The organism is Bacillus sp. RAR_M1_44, from assembly GCF_020165935.1.
Lineage (GTDB): Bacteria > Bacillota > Bacilli > Bacillales > Bacillaceae > Bacillus > Bacillus altitudinis.
Window position 1 is genome coordinate 37,735 of sequence record NZ_JAIUKX010000005.1, and the last position, 18,998, is coordinate 56,732.

An 18,998-nucleotide genomic window follows, 5' to 3' on the forward strand; every position below is an offset into this window, starting at 1 on the left:
TTGAAACGAACGGAAGAGAGCCCGCCTGTATACAGGCGGGCTCTTAATGTTTGAAGTGCGGCATTTGAAAGGAAAATGCTCCGTCTTGACGATGGGCATCCTTTTTGATTTTGATTGATATGATTCTGTTTTCGTAATCTGTATCAATGTCTTTGTCATTCAAATAAAAAGGCAGTATGACACTTTTTTCAATCGGCTGTTCTCTTTCATCAATCAAATAAGCGAGGATGAGCTCACATCCGGAAAAGGTCAGTTTTAAATCAGTGATCGATAGGGTGGAGAGGTCGATCTCAATAATATAATCACGGCTCGTTTCATAAAGATCTATTGGGAGCTGTTCGTCATACCATGCAAAAGGATCGTCCATTAATACATTCAGCCAATCATCTATTTCAAGAAAATCAGAGGAATTCACTTGCTTTTCATTCTCCATAAACACTCCTCCATCACATCTCATAATAAATCATATGATAAAAGCTGAAATGTGTGAAAGACCTAAAACATCCCGTTTGGTCACGGGCTTTAGAGAAAATGTTTACATATCATGATGTGAATTGTGCTTTTGTCTTGTATGGTTGCGGTTTTTCACTTTTTTACTGCCTGATAGTGGCTCAGGTTGCCCGCCTTGATGCTCTTTAGGAGAGTTTTGACGTATGTCTTTCCCTGTGTTTTTGTTCGTCATCATTTCTCACTCCTTTCTTATTGGTTTTTTTTACGCTTTTTATTGTTTTGCTTTTGTTCTTCTGTTAAAACGAGCTGATCATTTTCTATATAACCTGCACCATTTCCTTGGCTTTTGGCTGCGTTCATGCCGTCAATGACATGATTTGCTTTTCTTTTTGTCATGTTCTATCACCTCAGCATTAGTATGAACCCGTGCTGCTCAGTTTATGAAGAGTAATCATTTCCTTGTGATAAGCTAAACTTATTGAATTTAATAAAAGCATTGTTATTTACTTATGTATGAATTTGTTTTAAGATGAAATTGTGAGAAAATTGTGGTGAAATACGACGATTTTTCTGAGAATTGAAATTGATCTTGATCATCAAAAGGGGGATTTTGGACATGTCGAAACAGCAGCAAGTCGCTAAACAAGACGCTTTTCAATCTAGAAAAACGTTTTCGACAAATGGGAAAACGTATCACTATTATTCGTTAGAAGCACTCGAGAAACAAGGAATCGGAAATGTTTCTAAGCTGCCTTATTCCATTAAGGTACTGTTAGAATCAGTGCTTCGCCAAGTAGACGGTAGAGTGATCAAAAAGGAACACGTTGAAAACTTGGCAAAATGGGGAACTGCCGAGGTAAAAGAAATTGATGTTCCATTTAAACCTTCTCGTGTTATTTTACAAGACTTCACGGGTGTGCCAGCTGTCGTTGACCTTGCTTCTTTAAGAAAAGCAATGGCAGATGTGGGCGGAGACCCAGATAAAATCAACCCTGAAATTCCAGTTGACCTGGTCATTGACCACTCTGTACAAGTCGATAAAGCTGGAACTGAAGATGCATTAAACATTAACATGGATTTAGAATTCGAACGTAACGCAGAGCGTTATAACTTCCTTAGCTGGGCAAAGAAAGCGTTTAACAATTATCAAGCTGTTCCGCCTGCAACAGGGATCGTTCACCAAGTGAACTTAGAGTATCTTGCAAGTGTTGTTCATGCAATCGAAGAAGATGGCGAGATCATCACATATCCAGATACATTAGTTGGTACTGACTCACATACAACAATGATTAACGGTATCGGTGTACTTGGATGGGGCGTTGGCGGTATCGAAGCAGAAGCTGGTATGCTTGGTCAGCCTTCTTACTTCCCAGTGCCAGAAGTCATTGGGGCTAAATTAGTTGGAGAGCTTCCAAACGGAACAACTGCAACTGACCTTGCATTAAAAGTGACACAAGTTCTTCGTGAAAAAGGCGTAGTGAACAAGTTCGTCGAGTTCTTCGGACCTGGTGTTGCACAATTGCCGTTAGCTGATCGTGCAACAATTGCGAACATGGCGCCAGAATACGGTGCAACTTGCGGCTTCTTCCCAGTAGATGAAGAAGCGCTAGCTTACCTTCGCCTTACTGGACGTGATGAAGAGCAAATTAATATCGTTGAAGAATATTCTCGCGCAAATGGCTTATTCTATACGCCAGATGCAGAAGAGCCAATTTTTACTGATGTTGTGGAAATTGATCTTTCTCAAATTGAGTCAAACTTATCTGGTCCGAAACGTCCACAAGATTTGATTCCACTTTCTCAAATGAAAGAGACGTTCCATAAACACATCGAAAGCCCAGCTGGTAACCAAGGTTTTGGCTTAGAAAAATCAGAGCTAGATAAACAAATCGAATTTGATCTAGCAAATGGTGAAAAGGCTGTGATGAAGACAGGTGCGATTGCGATTGCAGCGATTACGAGCTGTACGAATACATCGAACCCATACGTCTTAATCGGAGCAGGTCTTGTTGCGAAAAAAGCCAGTGAGCTCGGTATGAAGGTGCCAAATTACGTGAAAACGTCACTAGCACCGGGTTCTAAAGTTGTAACAGGGTACCTCGTGAATTCGGGACTTCTTCCATATTTAAGAGACCTCGGATTTAACATCGTTGGGTATGGCTGTACAACATGTATCGGAAACTCAGGACCGCTGGAAAAAGAAATTGAAGATGCTGTCTCTGAAAATGATCTGCTGATCACTTCTGTTTTATCAGGTAACCGTAACTTCGAAGGTCGTATCCACCCGCTTGTAAAAGGAAACTACCTTGCATCTCCACCATTAGTTGTGGCTTATGCACTTGCTGGTACGGTGAATATTGATTTAACAAAAGATCCGATCGGTGTCGATAAAAATGGAGAGAACGTTTATTTCAATGACATTTGGCCATCAATGGATGAAATCAACAGCGTCGTGAAAAGCACTGTCACACCTGAGCTATTCCGTTCAGAGTATGAAACTGTTTTTGACAACAATGACCGCTGGAATGAAATTAAAACAACGGATGATGCATTGTATAAATGGGATGAAAATTCCACATACATTGATAACCCGCCATTTTTTGAAAACTTATCAGTTGAACCTGGTAAAGTTGAACCACTTAAAGGATTGCGCGTAGTGGCGAAGTTCGGTGACTCTGTCACAACAGACCATATTTCTCCTGCTGGAGCAATTGGTAAAGACACGCCTGCAGGTAAATACTTGCAAGAAAGAGGCGTTTCGCCAAGAGACTTTAACTCATATGGATCACGTCGTGGTAACCACCATGTAATGATGAGAGGTACTTTTGCAAACATCCGCATTAAGAACCAAATCGCACCAGGAACAGAAGGCGGGTATACAACGTACTGGCCAACTGGTGAAGTGACATCGATTTATGATGCATGCATGCGTTATAAAGAAGATGGAACTGGTCTTGCGATCTTAGCAGGCAAAGACTACGGAATGGGTTCTTCACGTGACTGGGCTGCAAAAGGAACAAATCTTCTTGGAATTAAATTCGTTCTTGCGGAAAGCTTTGAGCGTATCCACAGAAGTAACCTTGTCTTCATGGGCGTACTTCCTTTACAGTTTAAAGACGGTGAAAGTGCAGAAACTTATGGACTAACAGGAACAGAAACATTCGAAGTAGATGTTGATGAAACAGTTCGTCCGCGTGATCTTGTCACTGTAAAAGCAATTGATACAGATGGCAACGAGAAAACATTTGAAGTAATTGTTCGCTTTGACAGTGAAGTCGAAATTGACTACTACCGTCATGGTGGTATCCTTCAAATGGTACTGCGTGAGAAATTGGCAAGCAACTAATAAAGCAAAGAAGAGAAGGCGATTAGACAGCTTTCTCTTCTTTTTTAACATAGTGGAGGATCAATCATGTGGAAAAAAGGAATGGCAAGCGCTGTTTTACTTGTGTTGATTGGTTTACTTGCATGGAATGTATTCGGACCAAAAGAACCCGCCATCGGTCTTGAAACAGGGGACAAAGCCCCTGATTTTGAGCTCAAAACCCTTGATGGCAAAACGGCATCTTTATCTGATTATCGAGGGAAAAAAGTACTTCTCAATTTTTGGGCGACATGGTGTAAGCCTTGCCGAACAGAAATGCCAGATCTAGATGCAATTAGAAGTGAAAATGACCAAGTTGAGGTACTAGCGGTGAATTTGACGAACACTGAAAAGAGTGTGGATCACGTCGCATCTTTTATTGATGAACTTAAGGTCAGTTTTCCTGTTTTATTAGATCAAAAAGGTATTCAAGCGAGATATCAGGTACTTTCATATCCGACGACATACATACTAGATGAAAAAGGGCGTATCCTGTCTGTAAAGCATCAAATGCTCACAAAAAAAGAAATTGAAAAAGAGCTGGATCTATAATGATTCAGCTCTTTTTTGCTTATTTTCTAAATGTTTTGGCGAAAATGGTATGAACAGAGTGGAGGTGGTGATAGACATGAGAAGAAGAAAGCGCCGTACTTTTGAAGAACTTGTGCTTGAAAATAAAAAAGAATTATTAAGCAATGAGGAATTTTTAAACCAGCTTGAAGAAAAGTTGGAAGAGCGATTTAGACAGAAATAAGTTATGATTTGACCTTTTTCGTTCATCCTAAAGAAGAGGGAGGGATGAATGATGGGTAGAGAGCATGATAAACAAGCGCAGTTTACACCAGACCATTTAGGGACAAAACCTGTAGCATACAAACGAAATAAAGGCAAAAAGATGCATAATAAATCGAATGAACAGCCTGATGTGATACAGACGAAGGGCGAATAATAGGAGGGAAGCATGATGAATGACAAGTCATATCAATCCAATCCAGATGATCGTTCTGATAATGTTGAGAAGCTGCAGGATATGATCGAAAACACACTTGAAAATATTGATGAATCTGAAGCAGCAATGGGTCTTTCAACAGAGGAAGAAAAGCAGATGATCAAGCAAAAAAATGAAAACCGTAGAACAAGTATTGACGCAATGCGTTCTGAAATAAAGGACGAGGAAGCAGCAAGAAAGAGCGGTTACACTGAATAAACCAGGGATTCCTGGTTTATTTTATTGCCTCTTTTTAGAAGAACCAATTGGAATGTGGTAAAATGTCAGAGACGTTAGGTTTTGATAGGAGAGCGATGAAAACGTGTATGTATCTAAAAAAGAAATAGAAGTCCGTTATGCAGAAACAGATCAAATGGGCATTGTGTATCATGCCAACTATTTAATTTGGATGGAAGTCGGCAGAACAGCGTTAATTAAAGAATTAGGCTTTTCCTATGCCCAGTTAGAGGCAGACGGTGTCCTTGCACCTGTTGTCGATCTTCAGGTTCAATATAAGAAACCACTACTGTACGGTGAAACGGCTACAGTTCACACATGGATAGAAGAATATAACGGCGTGAAAACAGTGTATGGCTATGAAATACAAAAACCTGATGGACAAACGGCTATTACAGGGACCACCTCACATATTTGTGTGGACAAAGAAACCTTTAGACCGATTCAATTTAGAAAAGCTTTCCCTGCATGGCACAGCGTTTACGAACAGTCCAAGAAGCAGGTTTGATCCATGGCATTTGGAATTAAAAGAAAGGATCTACATGCTTGGAAATCAGCTGTTCGGCAAGGGAATGTGGCTTTTTTGACACACTATTGGCTTGATGACCGTTTTCCGCATGCGAATACAGTCACAAAGGCAGCCTGTCAGGATATGGAGCAATTAATCGCTTGGGGACAAAAGCATGGATTAAAGAAAGAATGGATCCATGTTCGCGAAGGTTTTCCTCATTTTGATCTCATCGGTGATTCGCAAAAACGGATTTTACAAAAAGAGCGGTCGTTAGGAAACATTCAGGAGTATGGACTTTATATTGAGTGATAAACAAAAAAGATACCCGAGGGATGAGGTATCTTTTTTGTTTATTCATAATGAAATTCTGGTTCTTTCACGGACTCGTTATAATCAATATGCAGATCATGGTTGTCAAAATACCAAATATCACTTTCTTCCACGAAGAAAGTAATGCCTTCTACTTCAGCGGTTGCGCCGGCATTTTGAGGTTCATCTTTTGCGACGCCGAGAGAAAAGCCTTTTTGTACATTACTGCACCCGCCATATCTGACAAAAAAGCGAACATGATCACCTTTTTCTAAATCCAGTTCATTCTTGTACCAATTGAGTGCATCATCTTTTATCGTTAATTTCAATGTGATCGCCCCTTTTTGAAGTCATGCTGTTTTTAAATGCAGGATGCAAAAACAGCTTTTCTTTACTTTTACCACATATTTAAATTGATGAAACGGCTAAAGCCATTTGATTTTCGGTTCAGTTTTGTTGAGAATTCGTTTGAGGTTGGCGATGTGTCTGAAGATCACAAAGCCAGCAAGAACAGCAACAACAATAATTAAAAATACGTCTTGGGTGAATATGCTGTAAATGAATGTGTAGATCCCAGTCAGCATAGATGATAATGAAACATATTTACTAATGTATAAAAATAAGAAAAAAGCAGCGATCATCGTGATAAATAAGAACGGGGCATAAAATAACAGCACGCCGCCTGATGTAGCGACCGCTTTTCCCCCTTTAAATTTTGCAAAGACAGGAAAGCTGTGACCGATAACAGCAGCAACTCCTGCTAATAAGGGATGAATGTCCAGTTGCATGAAAAACGGTAAAGCCGAAGCAAGAGTCCCTTTTAAAATATCAGCAGTGATAACGATGGACCCTGCTTTCACACCTAGCGTACGGAATGCATTCGTCGCACCTAGGTTCCCGCTGCCATGTTCACGGATATCGATTCCCTTTGCAGCTTTCCCGACAATGAGACCTGATGGAATACTGCCGAGAAGATAAGCCAAAATAAACATCAAAGCAATTAACATCTGCATAACTCCTTTATATTCTCCCTCTTGTCTTACATTTTAACATGATCTTATGAAAAACATGGCGATCTTTTTTTGAAAAAAACGATGGCCGATGAATTCAGCTTTGTTTTTAACAAGAAATTCGCTAAAATAGAAGAAAAGGAGTGTCTGGATGAATCATCCTTCAAAACAAGAAATTGGGCGTATATTAAAAAGCAGTAAGCGAATTGCAGTTGTAGGTTTGTCAGATCAGCCGCACCGAACGTCCTATATGGTTTCAAAAGCCATGCAGGATGCCGGTTATGACATCATTCCTGTCAATCCAACGATTGATGAAGCACTTGGGGTAAAAGCGGTCGCCTCTTTAAAAGACATAGAAGGGCCTGTTGATATCGTCAATGTCTTTAGACGTTCTGAGTTTTTGCCTGAGGTGGCGAAAGAATTTCTTGAAATAGACGCACCTGTTTTTTGGGCGCAGCAAGGTGTATATCATGAAGAGGCGAAAAGGCTGATTGAGGAAAATGGCAAGGTCGCTATCATGGATTTATGTATCAAAGTGGCTCATGCGATGACAAAAACTCATTAAATCGTCAAAAATCCTTGGTTTTTCAAGGATTTTTGCTTTTTTGTTGCAGAAATATATTTGCGATTCTAGAAGAAAGCGATAAAATAAGGCGACAGGGGCATATCGGTGACCTTGCATATCGAGAAAAAGAGCGATAAGATAAATATAGAACATTTGTTCTGTTTTGCTAAAACCATCATATGATTGCATTTGGCTTATGAAACAGTCTTGTTTATAATGGACTTCTAGTTCTGATTGCAGAATGTAGAACATGATTCATAACCGTGCAAAAGAGCATGTATCGCTGAATCACACATGCATGGTGATGATGCAGCTTATTAAAGTGGACAGTAATGAGCAGCATGATCATCATTAAAATCTAGAGAGATCATTGATGATTAGCCGGTTATGTTTGTTAGTGAAAGGGGATTAAGCATTTGGTTAAAAAGCAGCAAGTAGATTATAACGATGATTCTATTCAGGTGCTAGAGGGGCTTGAAGCGGTCCGTAAACGTCCAGGGATGTATATTGGATCGACGGATTCACGCGGTCTTCATCACCTTGTCTATGAGATTGTAGACAACTCTGTCGATGAAGTGCTCGCTGGCCATGGAGATCATATCATTGTCAAAATACATAAAGATAATAGCATTTCCGTCCAAGATAAAGGGCGCGGAATGCCTACTGGTATGCATAAGCTTGGAAAACCGACACCAGAGATCATTTTAACGGTCCTGCACGCAGGCGGAAAATTTGGTCAAGGCGGTTATAAAACAAGTGGTGGACTTCACGGGGTTGGGGCGTCCGTTGTGAACGCACTTTCAGAGTGGCTCACCGTGACGATAGAACGCGATGGATTTATTTATCACCAGCGCTTTGAACATGGCGGAAAACCAGTCACATCACTTGAAAAAATCGGGAAAACGAAAAAGACCGGTACACTGATTCATTTTAAGCCAGATCCAACGATGTTCAGTGTCACCACCTATAATTTTGATACATTATCAGAGCGGTTAAGAGAATCAGCCTTTTTATTAAAAGGGCTAAAAATAGAGCTGATTGATGAGCGCCATGATGTGCAGGAGACCTTTTATTATGAGACAGGTATTGAAGCGTTCGTTGCTTATTTAAACGAGGAAAAGGATGTACTTAGTGAAGTCGTTTCGTTTGAAGGCGAACATCAGTCCATTGAAGTCGATTTTGCCTTTCAATTTAACGACGGCTATTCAGAAAATATTTTGTCGTTCGTCAATAACGTAAGAACCAAAGATGGCGGTACGCATGAGTCTGGTGCAAAAACGGCCATGACGAGAGCCTTTAATGAATATGCACGCAAAGTGACCCTTTTAAAAGAAAAAGATAAAAATTTAGAAGGTACGGATATTCGTGAAGGCCTGTCAGCTGTTATTTCTGTGAGAATTCCTGAAGAACTTCTTCAATTTGAAGGACAAACAAAAGGAAAGCTTGGAACGAGTGAGGCAAGGTCAGCTGTTGATGCCGTGATTTCTGAAAAATTGGCTTATTTCCTTGAAGAAAATCGCGAAACGGCGACACTGCTTGTGAAAAAAGCGATTAAAGCGCAGCAGGCAAGAGAAGCGGCTAGAAAAGCAAGAGAAGAAGCAAGGAGCGGCAAGAAACGGAAAAAATCTGAAGCAACACTCAGCGGAAAATTAACACCTGCTCAATCTAGAAACCCGGCAAGAAACGAACTGTATCTAGTAGAGGGTGACTCAGCAGGTGGATCAGCTAAGCAAGGACGTGATCGGAAATTCCAAGCGGTGCTGCCGCTTCGAGGGAAGGTCATTAATACAGAGAAAGCAAAGCTTGCGGACATTTTCAAAAACGAAGAAATCAACACCATTATCCATGCTATTGGCGGCGGGGTTGGTGTCGATTTTAATGTAGAAGACATCAATTATGACAAAATTGTCATCATGACAGATGCTGATACAGATGGCGCGCATATTCAGGTTCTATTGCTTACATTCTTCTACCGCTATATGAAGCCGCTGATTGAGCATGGCAAAGTATTCATTGCCCTTCCGCCTTTATATAAAGTTAGCAAAGGCTCAGGGAAGAAAGAAGTCATTGAATATGCTTGGTCTGATGAAGAAATGGATGACGTACTAAAGAAAGTTGGAAAAGGATATACGATTCAGCGCTATAAAGGTTTAGGTGAAATGAATGCCGACCAGCTATGGGAAACGACAATGAATCCAGAGTCGAGAACGCTTGTCAGGGTGAAGATCGATGATGCTGCACGGGTGGAACGCCGCGTCACGACACTGATGGGTGACAAAGTAGAACCACGCCGTAAATGGATTGAAAAGAATGTCGCCTTTGGACTTGATGAGGAAAGCAACATTCTTGAAAATGAAAACTTGTCGCTAGCTGAGGAGGTTTAAACATGGCACAACAAGAACGATTTCATGATTTACCGTTAGAAGAAGTGATTGGGGACCGTTTTGGTCGCTATAGTAAATATATTATCCAAGATCGTGCACTTCCAGATGCACGTGATGGATTAAAGCCTGTACAACGAAGAATTTTATATGCAATGTATGCAGAAGGAAATACACAAGATAAAAACTTCCGTAAAGCTGCCAAAACAGTCGGTAACGTCATTGGTAACTATCATCCGCATGGTGATTCATCTGTTTATGAAGCAATGGTGAGAATGAGCCAGGATTGGAAAGTGCGAAACGTGCTGATTGAGATGCATGGAAATAACGGGAGTATCGACGGAGATCCTCCTGCTGCAATGCGTTATACGGAAGCAAGGCTTTCTGCCATTGCATCAGAGCTTTTAAAGGACCTCGACAAGGAGACAGTCGAATTTGTCGCGAACTTTGATGATACAAGCAAAGAGCCTGTTGTCTTGCCAGCGATGTTTCCCAACCTTCTTGTGAACGGGTCAACAGGGATTTCAGCCGGTTATGCGACTGATATTCCGCCGCACCATCTAGGAGAAGTGATTGATGGCGTGATTAAGCGAATCGAACAGCCGCATTGTACGGTTGAGGATTTAATGACAGTCATCAAAGGGCCTGATTTCCCAACAGGCGGGATCATTCAAGGTGTGGATGGTATTAAGAAGGCATATGAAACAGGAAAAGGAAAGATTATGATTCGCGGAAAAGCGGAGATTGAAACCATCCGCGGTGGACGCCAGCAAATCGTGATCACAGAAATTCCTTATGAAGTGAATAAAGCCAATCTTGTCAAAAAGATGGACGAGTTCCGCATTGAAAGAAAAGTAGAAGGAATTTCTGAGGTTCGGGATGAGACGGATCGTACCGGCCTTCGGATTGTTGTAGAGCTGAAAAAAGAAGCGGATGCGAATGGTGTCTTGAATTTCTTATATAAAAATTCTGATCTGCAAATCCCATATAACTTTAATATGGTCGCGATACATAACAGAAGACCGACTTTAATGACGCTTACAACTGTACTAGACGCTTACATTGCTCATCAAAAAGAAGTGGTGACGAACCGCTCAGCATACGAGCTTCGAAAAGCAAAAGAACGTCATCATATTGTAGATGGATTAATTAAAGCTCTTTCCATTTTAGATGAAGTCATTGCGACGATTCGTTCGTCTAATGATAAGCGTGATGCGAAAAACAATTTGATGGAGAAATATGATTTTACAGAAGCTCAATCAGAAGCGATTGTTTCTCTCCAGTTATATCGTTTAACAAATACAGATATCACTCAACTAAGAGACGAAGCAAGAGAGCTTGACGTGCGAATTGCAGAGCTGGAAGACATTTTAGCGAATGAGAAGAAGCTGTTTAAAGTCATTACGAACAACTTGAAGAAGTTGAAAAAGACGTATTCTGATGAAAGACGATCTGTCATAGAGGAAAAAATTGAAGAAATTAAGATTAACCTTGAAGTGATGATCGCATCAGAGGACGTGTACGTCACAGTCACAAAGGATGGATACATCAAACGGACAAGCCAGCGTTCCTATGCTGCATCAAACGGTAAGGACTTCGGTATGAAGGATACAGACCGACTGATTCACCAGTTTGAAATGAATACAACAGATGTTCTTCTGCTCTTTACGAATAAAGGGAGCTATATTTACTGTCCAGTTCATCAGCTGCCAGATATACGCTGGAAAGACATGGGGCAGCATATTACGAATATTATTTCGATTGATCGCGATGAATCCATTCAAAAAGCGATCCCAATTAAAGAATTCGATGAATCATCGTATCTCCTGTTCTTCACAAAAGGCGGTATGGTGAAGAAAACAGAGCTTCTCCAATATAAAGCGCAGCGTTATTCAAAACCGCTTGTCGCCTTGAATTTAAAAGGTGATGATGAACTTGTAGATGTTCATGTCACAACAGGTCAGCAAGAATTGTTTATTGCAACGAAAAATGGCTATGGATTATGGTTTGATGAAGAAGAAGTGAGTGTGGTCGGTCCGAGAGCGGCTGGTGTGAAAGGCATCAATTTGAAGGACGGAGACGAGGTGGTCTCTGGACAAATGATTGATCCGAAGAACAATGTGCTTGTTCTCACGACACAAAGAGGTGCTGTGAAGCGGATGAACCTCTCTGAATTTGATAAGACATCAAGGGCAAAACGTGGAGTGATCATGCTAAGAGAATTAAAGAAAAACCCTCACAGAATTGTTGCTGTGATTGCTGCTTCACTACACGATACACTTGAGATTGATACGGAAAAGGGTGCCACGATCCCGCTCGATATTTCCACACTAAGGGCAAATGATCGTTATAGCAATGGATCGTTTATTTTAGATGAGGAAGAGCAGGGAGAAGTAACTCAAGTTCTTTTATCACCTGCTGCATCTGACCAAGATGACAATAAATAAGCAAAATGAAAACCCCCTGCGTAAGGCAGGGGGTTTTTTATGATGAGGTCAATTTAACTCTCGTGATTGCCAAACATGCTTGTGATGGCATGCACTACTTCAATTCCTTGGTAAACGAAAAGAGAAAGTGAAGTGACAGAGAACAGACCTAGAATGAATACTCTTAAGAAAAATAACATCGTGTAAAACCTCCCAATTTTTGTTTGATTTAAATGGTTGGGTTAACACGAGCTACTCGGAAATTCGAAGACTGGTAGAACACTGCAAGTAAATGCTTCTTTTTCCGGTCAAATCGATCAGTATAAGTGATGCGTGCAAATCCAGCTGCCATACTGCCAATGACTAGCAGTGCTGTAAATGCCGCAAATACTGCGTTCACATGTTTTTGTTTCTTTTCATCGCCTGCTGTCTGAACGATTTTCATTTCATGTGATTCTTGATCAGCAACCACCTTTGCATGATGGTATACCTGAACGGAATGAGGCATTGAGAACAAATGAAAACTTGCAAGTGCTATGAATAAGACTGCTAATTTTAACAGCATATTTTTTTTCATTTTTCTCACCCCTTCCTGTTTATTTTCATGATCTTACCACGTTTTCAGTTATTTGAAAAGTCTTATTTTTTTACTTTCCCTCTTTAAAAAAGCGCTAAACATCAAGACATCTATAGGACTGTTTCACTTCATGAAAGGTTTCAATTTTATTTTTTAAATTTAAAAAAAGTACCGAGATCAAAGATCTGGCACTTGTCAAAAAGAATGTATTGATGTCGGTTTTGCAACAGCTTTTGTGAAGATTCCCGCAATACAAGTGGCAAACAGAACAAAAATAAACGCATGAAGCAGTCCGACTTGATTGGCGAGCAGTCCTAAAACAGGGGGCCCTGATAGAGAGGCTGTATACCCAGATAAAGTGACGATACTGACACGCTTGACAGCATAGCGGCTATCATCACCAGCTGCTGAAATGGTCAGCGGGAAGCCTAAGGACGCGCCAAGTCCCCATAAAAAGATAGATATCATACACACGACGAGTGAAATCTTTAAAATCACCAAGAATAGTCCGGCGGCAGCAGATAAAATCGCGATTCTTAGCAATAGCACCCTGCCAAAGCGATCAATGAAACGTCCGCTCAGTAGTCTGCCACTAATCATCCCGCACAAAAATAATGCATAGATGACCGTACTCATTGAATGAGAAACCTGATAGCCATCAACCATTGCTAGTGGAATCCAATCATTTGCAGAACCTTCTACAAATGCGAGACATAAGGCAATCATCGCTAATGAGATCGTTCGTTTGTTCAGCCATGATGTTTGAGAAGCCTCAACTGATTCTGTCTGCGTCTCATCCTGATCTTTTCCTGTCCCGTGCGGAATAAACCGTGTACAAATCAGGATACTGAGAAAGAAAAGGAGTGCAATGGTGTGAAGGTGAATGAGGACAGACACACCTAAATAAATAAAGAGAATTCCGGCACCTGCACCAATTAACGTTCCAATACTGAAAGAAGCATGCAAAATCGGCAGGATCGTTCTCTTGATCTGATACTCAATCTCCGTTCCTTCTAAGTTCATGGCTACATTGCACATGCCTGAGCCTGAACCAAAAAGAAAAAGGCCAGCAGTGACAATTAGCGTAGAAGAGAGGGCGGCGCCGATTGCAAGGGTTGAGAATCCAATAAACATCAAAAAAGCGCTGACCACAATCGCCACTCGGCCGCCTTTTTTGCGAACGAATACATTGGACAGAATCAGCCCGACGATGGAACCTACAGATAGGCCGAGTAAAATGAGTCCCATTGTGCCTGTATCTGCTTGCAATAAATCTCTCACTTCTGGTGTTCTTGAAAACCAAGTGGAGATGGAAATTCCAGACATCGTAAAAATAACAATAATCGCTTTATACCACTTTAATTTCATCTAATCCCTCATATCTATGTAGTCATACAGAACAAATCTACTCGATTATAAAGGAGACTTCTTGATTCGTAAATAACATGAGGGAGGATCATCATGAAGAAAATATTCCAACTTCATCATTCTTTGATAGAATAAAGACAAAAGGGGCGATACATATGTCATATCGAATAGGTGTTTTAAAGGGAGACGGGATTGGACCGGAAATTGTTAATTCTAGTATGCGTATTTTAAAGACAGCGCTGTCACAGTTCAAAGAACCATTTGTGGAATTTGTAGAGTGTCCTATCGGTGCTGAAGCCATTCATTCTCATCAAGATCCAGTGCCAGCTTCTACTATAGCCGCCTTGAAAAAATGCCATGGCTGGATATTAGGACCTCATGATTCAGCTTCATATCCTGATCAATTGAAAGAAAGAAGAAATCCAAGTGGAGAACTGCGTCATACATTTGATTTATTTGCAAATATTCGTCCATCGCAATCGCTTCCAGGTGTGAAAAGCGTTGCCAGTGGTGTCGACCTTGTCATTTTTCGAGAAAATACAGAAGGCTTTTATCCAGACCGGAATATGTATCAGGGGACAGGAGAGTGGATGATTACACCAGATGTCGCCATATCTACAGGTGTGTTTACAAAAAAAGCAATTACCCGTATTGCCCACGCAGCCTTTCAACGTGCAGTGGAGAGGAGGGGGAAAGTCACCATTGTTCATAAAGCGAACGTGATCAAATTAGGATCTGGCTTGTTTTTACGAACATGTCAAGAGGTAGCCAAAGCATATCCACAAGTGGAGGTTGAGGATATTCATATTGATGCGATGGCTGCTCATTTAGTGAGACGTGCAGGTGATTTTGATGTGATTGTGACAGAAAATATGTTTGGCGACATTTTATCTGATCTTGCAGGAGAACTAGTCGGCAGTTTAGGAATGGCACCTTCATTAAATTGCAACGAAAATCAAGCGATGGCACAGGCGGCACATGGTTCAGCACCTGATATAGCTGGTCAAAATATCGCCAATCCAATGGGCATGATTCTTTCTACAGTGATGCTTTGTAACTGGCTACATGTGAAATATCAAGATGAAAGATTAAAACAGACAGCGAGTCTGATCGAACATACTCTTGGTGAGGCCTTAAAAAAGAACTTGAAAACGAAGGATTTAGGAGGAAATGAGACGACAACACAATTCACCGAGGCATTCATTCAAACGATGAATGAAGTTTCAATAAAAGGGAGATGAACATGAAAACCGAAAAAGAAAAGATGATCAAAGGAGAATACTATCACCCAAATGACCACACATTGATGAAAGATCGAGCAAAAGCGCGACAATTGACATTTGCCTATCAGCAAACAAATGAGCCATCACAGAGAATGGCCATTTTAAAGGAGCTTTTAGGCGCTTGCGGAGATGATGTGGTATTTGAAGGCAGAATACAATGTGATTATGGATACAATATCGAGGTTGGCGAGCATTTTTTTGCAAATTTTGATGCTGTGTTATTAGATGTTTGCAAGATTACAATTGGAGATCATTGTTTGTTAGGTCCGAATGTACATATATATACAGCTGGACATCCGTTAAATCCAGAAGAACGTCAAACAGGTATTGAATTCGGCAAACCAGTCACAATTGGACATCATGTATGGATTGGCGGCGGTGCCATTATTAATCCAGGTGTGACAATCGGAGATCATGCTGTCATTGCATCAGGATCCGTTGTGACAAAAGATGTTCCGGCAAATGTGATTGTTGGCGGGAATCCTGCAAAAATCTTAAAACATTTAGAGGAATGAAAATCTAACAAATCAACCGTTGGATTTTCATTTTTCGTTTTATCTCAATAAGATAAGTATACTTAATAATGAGACGAGAAAATTTTAATTGTTCTTTAACTTCCTAGAATATATATTATGTAAACTAGATATTAATTAATGCAAAAAGAGAACCTTTGACTTGATCCTCTTTATTATTAGATTTTATATTCAATTGACTCAAACGCAGCACTATTTTCCAGTCTCAGCAAACTGTTTCAATCGATCTCCAATTTCATCTCTTACCCTTTGGAAAAATGACCACTTCTCTTCTTCTGTTCCTTCTGCTTTTGCTGGATCATCAAAGCCCCAATGGACACGTTCGACATGAGGAGGAGTCATCGGGCATTTATCAGCTGCGTCACCGCATAGTGTTACGACTAAGTCAGCGTGATGCAATATTTTCTGATCAATCAGGTCAGACGTTTGATGAGAAATATCAATCCCTATTTCTTTCATTGCTTTTACAGCATTCGGATTTAATCCATGAGCTTCGATACCAGCACTATAGATCTTCCACTCATCTCCAAGATATTTTTTAGCCCAACCTTCAGCCATTTGACTGCGGCAAGAATTACCGGTACATAAAAAGTATATTGTTTTCTTTGACATGTTGATCGTCTCCTTTAATGTATAATCATTAGCCAGAAATACAACGCTAAAAGTGTGATGAATAGTGTTGGTACAGTTAAAATGACCCCTATTTTGAAATATGTCCCCCAGGAAATCTTCACACCTTTTTGAGAAAGGACGTGGAGCCATAGTAGTGTTGCTAAGGAGCCAATGGGCGTAATTTTTGGTCCTAAATCAGAACCAATGACATTTGCGTATATTAACGCTTCTCTCATCATTCCTTGTGTATCGGTGCCGGATATGGCCAATGCATCGATCATGACCGTTGGCATATTATTCATGACAGATGAAAGAATCGCTGCTATAAATCCCATACCAAGAGTCCCTGCTAATAAACCTTGATCTGCTACAGCTTGAATCACGCTTGAAAGAGCATCAGTAAGCCCTGCATTTCGCATGCCATAGACAACAACGTACATACCTATGGAAAAGAAAACGATCGCCCAGGGAGCTTCTTTTAGAACGCTTTTTGTTTGAACAGCAGGGCTTTTTTGTGCAATGACCAAGAATAAAATGGCAATCACTCCAGCTATGACCGATACAGGTATAGATAAAAATTCGCTTGCAAAATAACCAATCAACAAAAAAGCTAATATATACCAAGATAATCTAAACATCTTTGGATCTTTTATTGCTTCCCTAGGTTGCTTTAACTCAGTCATATCATAGCGTTTTGGTATACTCTTTCTAAAGAAAAGGTACAGCACAGTGATACTCGCTAGCAATGAAAAAAGGTTTGGAACAACCATTCTGGATGCATATTCAATAAATGTAATGTTGAAATAGTCGGCTGTTACAATATTCACCAAATTACTTACGACAAGTGGAAGCGACGTTGTATCTGCAATAAACCCACTCGCGATAATAAAAGGGAATACTATTTTTTCATTGAAGTGTAATGCTCTGACCATGGCTAAAACAATGGGTGTCAAAATAAGTGCTGCACCATCGTTTGCAAATAGAGCAGCGACGATTGCACCAAGGATGGTCACATACACAAACATACGTAGCCCACTGCCTTTTGCAGCCTTTGCCATATGCAATGCTGCCCATTCAAAAAAGCCGATTCGATCAAGGATGAGTGAAATGACGATAATGGCGACAAAAGCTAAAGTCGCATTCCAAACAATGCCTGTCACGGTGATCACATCGTCTACATTCACAACACCTACGATTAATGCTAAAATAGCTCCTCCACAAGCGGACCACCCTATGGATAAATTTTTTGGCTGCCAAATAACCAGTACCAAAGTGAACAAAAATATGATTAATGATAAAACGGCAAAACTCAAACCCATCCCTCCTTACGAACAAGAAATGTTTGTTGCTTTATGTTGTATACTTTTTAAAAGGTCATCTTCTTTATCAATTTGATTTAAGATGATCCGAATCGTCTCAAATTCTGGAGACAGTGTATTGATTGAATAATAACGCCACTGCCCTTTTCTGTTCTCATGAACAAATCCAGCTTTTTTTAATTTTCGTAGATGCTGACTAATCGCTGGTTGACTCATTTCGAACATATCTACCAGTTCACAAACACAATATTCTTTCTCCAAAAACAATTTCATCATGATCAGTCTTGTTTGATCACTGAGTGTTTTTAAACAATTCGACATATATGTCACACCAATTGAAACATCTGTAGTCACAATGATTCCCCCTCTTTTCAACTCCTTCAATAGTATATAACTGAAAACTTATATAATCAATTGATTATATGAATTCAAACAAAAATTTATTCTTAGTTATGCTCACCTTTCATTTCACCTTAAGGAAATTCTATTTTTGGATCATAATAGCTATCATTTTTGTGCCAGCATGCTGTTAGATTTATGATGCTATCATGAGTCATTAGGGGGGTAAGTACCAGTACCAACATTTTTTTTACAAACCAATTTTCTGCTTATGCTTTGGTTATTGTGTAATGTCGAGCTGTTTGAATATGTTCTAATATCGCTTTCGTACTTTATTGCAAGCAAAAAGCCATGTCACTTAAGACATGGCTTTACGTCATGAACACAAATGAAAAACTTTATCCTTGACCTCTATTTTATTGAGGGAAAGAATCAATTGATCCGTAAAGATTCTCTTTACTTTATATAAATCCCAAAGGCTCATTTTGTTGATGTGCTAGTTCCATTCCCTTTGCTAGTCTGCTAGATGGAGAGCGTTCATTTATCCATATCATCATCTGGCCAATTGCGGATCAGTTGACGCAATCTTACTGCAACGGTCTGACAAACCTCTGGCATTAAGTAACTGTCAAAATATGGTTTATCTAACAACGGGATGATGTCATCTGAATAATCTTCAAATGGTATGTCTCCGCCAAATCCTTGCATATTATCTAAATTCATCCC

24 protein-coding genes are annotated in these 18,998 nt (G+C 40.2%); 12 read left to right on the forward strand and 12 right to left on the reverse strand.

All coding sequences use genetic code 11. The annotated features are described in order from the left end of the window. Positions 1-43: 43 nt before the first annotated feature. From LCD34_RS19050 to sspO, 3 genes are all read right to left on the reverse strand, one after another. A complete protein-coding gene (locus LCD34_RS19050) occupies positions 44-433 on the reverse strand; it encodes an Hsp20/alpha crystallin family protein (protein ID WP_035391929.1) in 390 nt (129 codons plus the stop codon). 102 nt (positions 434-535) lie between these two features. After that, the gene (locus tag LCD34_RS19055) at positions 536-682 is read right to left on the reverse strand and encodes a small acid-soluble spore protein P (protein ID WP_003211331.1); all 147 of its coding nucleotides are present in this window, start codon (positions 680-682) and stop codon (positions 536-538) included. Positions 683-699: 17 nt separating this feature from the next. After that, positions 700-846 (reverse strand): small acid-soluble spore protein O, encoded by a 147-nt coding sequence (gene sspO, locus LCD34_RS19060; RefSeq protein ID WP_017359581.1) that lies wholly within the window; start codon positions 844-846, stop codon positions 700-702. 220 nt (positions 847-1,066) lie between these two features. Between sspO and acnA the strand changes: the two genes are divergently transcribed. From acnA to LCD34_RS19095, 7 genes are all read left to right on the forward strand, one after another. Further along, a complete protein-coding gene (gene acnA / locus LCD34_RS19065) occupies positions 1,067-3,796 on the forward strand; it encodes an aconitate hydratase AcnA (RefSeq protein ID WP_008343808.1) in 2,730 nt (909 codons plus the stop codon). 66 nt (positions 3,797-3,862) lie between these two features. Continuing rightward, positions 3,863-4,366 carry a TlpA family protein disulfide reductase gene (locus LCD34_RS19070; RefSeq protein ID WP_008343807.1) on the forward strand — a complete coding sequence of 168 codons (504 nt, stop codon included), beginning with the start codon at positions 3,863-3,865 and terminating at the stop codon, positions 4,364-4,366. A gap of 76 nt (positions 4,367-4,442) precedes the next feature. Next, positions 4,443-4,568 carry an FbpB family small basic protein gene (locus LCD34_RS19075; RefSeq protein ID WP_003211002.1) on the forward strand — a complete coding sequence of 42 codons (126 nt, stop codon included), beginning with the start codon at positions 4,443-4,445 and terminating at the stop codon, positions 4,566-4,568. A 51-nt stretch (positions 4,569-4,619) separates the two neighbouring features. Continuing rightward, complete coding sequence (locus tag LCD34_RS19080; RefSeq protein ID WP_008357830.1) at positions 4,620-4,763, forward strand: acid-soluble spore protein N; 144 nt, start codon at positions 4,620-4,622, stop codon at positions 4,761-4,763. Positions 4,764-4,778: 15 nt separating this feature from the next. After that, complete coding sequence (gene tlp / locus LCD34_RS19085; protein ID WP_017359579.1) at positions 4,779-5,021, forward strand: small acid-soluble spore protein Tlp; 243 nt, start codon at positions 4,779-4,781, stop codon at positions 5,019-5,021. 103 nt (positions 5,022-5,124) lie between these two features. Beyond that, positions 5,125-5,547, forward strand: coding sequence for an acyl-CoA thioesterase (locus LCD34_RS19090; RefSeq protein ID WP_008343800.1), 423 nt, complete (start codon positions 5,125-5,127; stop codon positions 5,545-5,547). A gap of 3 nt (positions 5,548-5,550) precedes the next feature. Next, positions 5,551-5,859: a hypothetical protein gene (locus tag LCD34_RS19095; RefSeq protein ID WP_008343798.1), complete on the forward strand. Its 309-nt coding sequence runs from the start codon at positions 5,551-5,553 to the stop codon at positions 5,857-5,859. A 41-nt stretch (positions 5,860-5,900) separates the two neighbouring features. Here LCD34_RS19095 and LCD34_RS19100 read toward each other — a convergent pair whose 3' ends face one another. Together LCD34_RS19100 and plsY are read right to left on the reverse strand one after the other, a co-directional pair. Continuing rightward, positions 5,901-6,188, reverse strand: coding sequence for a HesB/YadR/YfhF family protein (locus LCD34_RS19100; protein ID WP_008343795.1), 288 nt, complete (start codon positions 6,186-6,188; stop codon positions 5,901-5,903). Positions 6,189-6,284: 96 nt separating this feature from the next. Continuing rightward, positions 6,285-6,866 carry a glycerol-3-phosphate 1-O-acyltransferase PlsY gene (gene plsY / locus LCD34_RS19105; protein WP_019744131.1) on the reverse strand — a complete coding sequence of 194 codons (582 nt, stop codon included), beginning with the start codon at positions 6,864-6,866 and terminating at the stop codon, positions 6,285-6,287. Positions 6,867-7,020: 154 nt separating this feature from the next. On the opposite strand from plsY, the gene LCD34_RS19110 reads away from it, so the two are divergent. From LCD34_RS19110 to parC, 3 genes are all read left to right on the forward strand, one after another. Then, positions 7,021-7,434 carry a CoA-binding protein gene (locus LCD34_RS19110; RefSeq protein ID WP_017367328.1) on the forward strand — a complete coding sequence of 138 codons (414 nt, stop codon included), beginning with the start codon at positions 7,021-7,023 and terminating at the stop codon, positions 7,432-7,434. 416 nt (positions 7,435-7,850) lie between these two features. Beyond that, a complete protein-coding gene (parE, locus tag LCD34_RS19115; protein WP_007499323.1) occupies positions 7,851-9,818 on the forward strand; it encodes a DNA topoisomerase IV subunit B in 1,968 nt (655 codons plus the stop codon). Positions 9,819-9,820: 2 nt separating this feature from the next. Continuing rightward, entirely contained in the window at positions 9,821-12,262 is a 2,442-nt protein-coding gene (gene parC / locus LCD34_RS19120; protein WP_224559867.1) for a DNA topoisomerase IV subunit A, read from the forward strand. A 53-nt stretch (positions 12,263-12,315) separates the two neighbouring features. Here parC and LCD34_RS19610 read toward each other — a convergent pair whose 3' ends face one another. From LCD34_RS19610 to LCD34_RS19130, 3 genes are all read right to left on the reverse strand, one after another. Beyond that, on the reverse strand, positions 12,316-12,441 hold the full coding sequence (locus LCD34_RS19610; RefSeq protein ID WP_008343787.1) for a hypothetical protein: 126 nt from the start codon (positions 12,439-12,441) through the stop codon (positions 12,316-12,318). A 29-nt stretch (positions 12,442-12,470) separates the two neighbouring features. Further along, on the reverse strand, positions 12,471-12,818 hold the full coding sequence (locus LCD34_RS19125) for a hypothetical protein (RefSeq protein ID WP_008343786.1): 348 nt from the start codon (positions 12,816-12,818) through the stop codon (positions 12,471-12,473). 195 nt (positions 12,819-13,013) lie between these two features. Next, a complete protein-coding gene (locus tag LCD34_RS19130; protein WP_008343785.1) occupies positions 13,014-14,186 on the reverse strand; it encodes an MFS transporter in 1,173 nt (390 codons plus the stop codon). A 77-nt stretch (positions 14,187-14,263) separates the two neighbouring features. Between LCD34_RS19130 and LCD34_RS19135 the strand changes: the two genes are divergently transcribed. Both LCD34_RS19135 and LCD34_RS19140 read left to right on the forward strand, forming a co-directional pair. Then, positions 14,264-15,427 carry an isocitrate/isopropylmalate dehydrogenase family protein gene (locus LCD34_RS19135; protein WP_038475217.1) on the forward strand — a complete coding sequence of 388 codons (1,164 nt, stop codon included), beginning with the start codon at positions 14,264-14,266 and terminating at the stop codon, positions 15,425-15,427. A 2-nt stretch (positions 15,428-15,429) separates the two neighbouring features. Further along, on the forward strand, positions 15,430-15,984 hold the full coding sequence (locus tag LCD34_RS19140; RefSeq protein ID WP_224559868.1) for a sugar O-acetyltransferase: 555 nt from the start codon (positions 15,430-15,432) through the stop codon (positions 15,982-15,984). 210 nt (positions 15,985-16,194) lie between these two features. Here LCD34_RS19140 and arsC read toward each other — a convergent pair whose 3' ends face one another. From arsC to LCD34_RS19160, 4 genes are all read right to left on the reverse strand, one after another. After that, on the reverse strand, positions 16,195-16,614 hold the full coding sequence (gene arsC / locus LCD34_RS19145) for an arsenate reductase (thioredoxin) (RefSeq protein WP_017367333.1): 420 nt from the start codon (positions 16,612-16,614) through the stop codon (positions 16,195-16,197). A gap of 14 nt (positions 16,615-16,628) precedes the next feature. Then, a complete protein-coding gene (locus LCD34_RS19150) occupies positions 16,629-17,927 on the reverse strand; it encodes an arsenical efflux pump membrane protein ArsB (RefSeq protein WP_017367334.1) in 1,299 nt (432 codons plus the stop codon). Between the two features lie 12 nt (positions 17,928-17,939). Next, positions 17,940-18,287: a winged helix-turn-helix domain-containing protein gene (locus tag LCD34_RS19155; protein WP_017367335.1), complete on the reverse strand. Its 348-nt coding sequence runs from the start codon at positions 18,285-18,287 to the stop codon at positions 17,940-17,942. Between the two features lie 522 nt (positions 18,288-18,809). Further along, positions 18,810-18,995 (reverse strand): hypothetical protein, encoded by a 186-nt coding sequence (locus LCD34_RS19160; RefSeq protein ID WP_148780359.1) that lies wholly within the window; start codon positions 18,993-18,995, stop codon positions 18,810-18,812. Positions 18,996-18,998 lie beyond the last annotated feature (3 nt).

What these genes read in the sequence shown, in the direction of transcription:
- LCD34_RS19050 (WP_035391929.1), bottom strand. Translation starts at nt 433, where the DNA reads ATGGAGAATGAAAAGCAAGTGAATTCCTCTGATTTTCTTGAAATAGAT.
- LCD34_RS19055 (WP_003211331.1), bottom strand. Translation starts at nt 682, where the DNA reads ATGACGAACAAAAACACAGGGAAAGACATACGTCAAAACTCTCCTAAA.
- sspO (WP_017359581.1), bottom strand. Translation starts at nt 846, where the DNA reads ATGACAAAAAGAAAAGCAAATCATGTCATTGACGGCATGAACGCAGCC.
- acnA (WP_008343808.1), top strand. Translation starts at nt 1,067, where the DNA reads ATGTCGAAACAGCAGCAAGTCGCTAAACAAGACGCTTTTCAATCTAGA.
- LCD34_RS19070 (WP_008343807.1), top strand. Translation starts at nt 3,863, where the DNA reads ATGTGGAAAAAAGGAATGGCAAGCGCTGTTTTACTTGTGTTGATTGGT.
- LCD34_RS19075 (WP_003211002.1), top strand. Translation starts at nt 4,443, where the DNA reads ATGAGAAGAAGAAAGCGCCGTACTTTTGAAGAACTTGTGCTTGAAAAT.
- LCD34_RS19080 (WP_008357830.1), top strand. Translation starts at nt 4,620, where the DNA reads ATGGGTAGAGAGCATGATAAACAAGCGCAGTTTACACCAGACCATTTA.
- tlp (WP_017359579.1), top strand. Translation starts at nt 4,779, where the DNA reads ATGAATGACAAGTCATATCAATCCAATCCAGATGATCGTTCTGATAAT.
- LCD34_RS19095 (WP_008343798.1), top strand. Translation starts at nt 5,551, where the DNA reads ATGGCATTTGGAATTAAAAGAAAGGATCTACATGCTTGGAAATCAGCT.
- plsY (WP_019744131.1), bottom strand. Translation starts at nt 6,866, where the DNA reads ATGTTAATTGCTTTGATGTTTATTTTGGCTTATCTTCTCGGCAGTATT.
- LCD34_RS19110 (WP_017367328.1), top strand. Translation starts at nt 7,021, where the DNA reads ATGAATCATCCTTCAAAACAAGAAATTGGGCGTATATTAAAAAGCAGT.
- parC (WP_224559867.1), top strand. Translation starts at nt 9,821, where the DNA reads ATGGCACAACAAGAACGATTTCATGATTTACCGTTAGAAGAAGTGATT.
- LCD34_RS19610 (WP_008343787.1), bottom strand. Translation starts at nt 12,441, where the DNA reads ATGTTATTTTTCTTAAGAGTATTCATTCTAGGTCTGTTCTCTGTCACT.
- LCD34_RS19125 (WP_008343786.1), bottom strand. Translation starts at nt 12,818, where the DNA reads ATGAAAAAAAATATGCTGTTAAAATTAGCAGTCTTATTCATAGCACTT.
- LCD34_RS19130 (WP_008343785.1), bottom strand. Translation starts at nt 14,186, where the DNA reads ATGAAATTAAAGTGGTATAAAGCGATTATTGTTATTTTTACGATGTCT.
- LCD34_RS19135 (WP_038475217.1), top strand. Translation starts at nt 14,264, where the DNA reads ATGAGGGAGGATCATCATGAAGAAAATATTCCAACTTCATCATTCTTT.
- LCD34_RS19140 (WP_224559868.1), top strand. Translation starts at nt 15,430, where the DNA reads ATGAAAACCGAAAAAGAAAAGATGATCAAAGGAGAATACTATCACCCA.
- arsC (WP_017367333.1), bottom strand. Translation starts at nt 16,614, where the DNA reads ATGTCAAAGAAAACAATATACTTTTTATGTACCGGTAATTCTTGCCGC.
- LCD34_RS19160 (WP_148780359.1), bottom strand. Translation starts at nt 18,995, where the DNA reads ATGAATTTAGATAATATGCAAGGATTTGGCGGAGACATACCATTTGAA.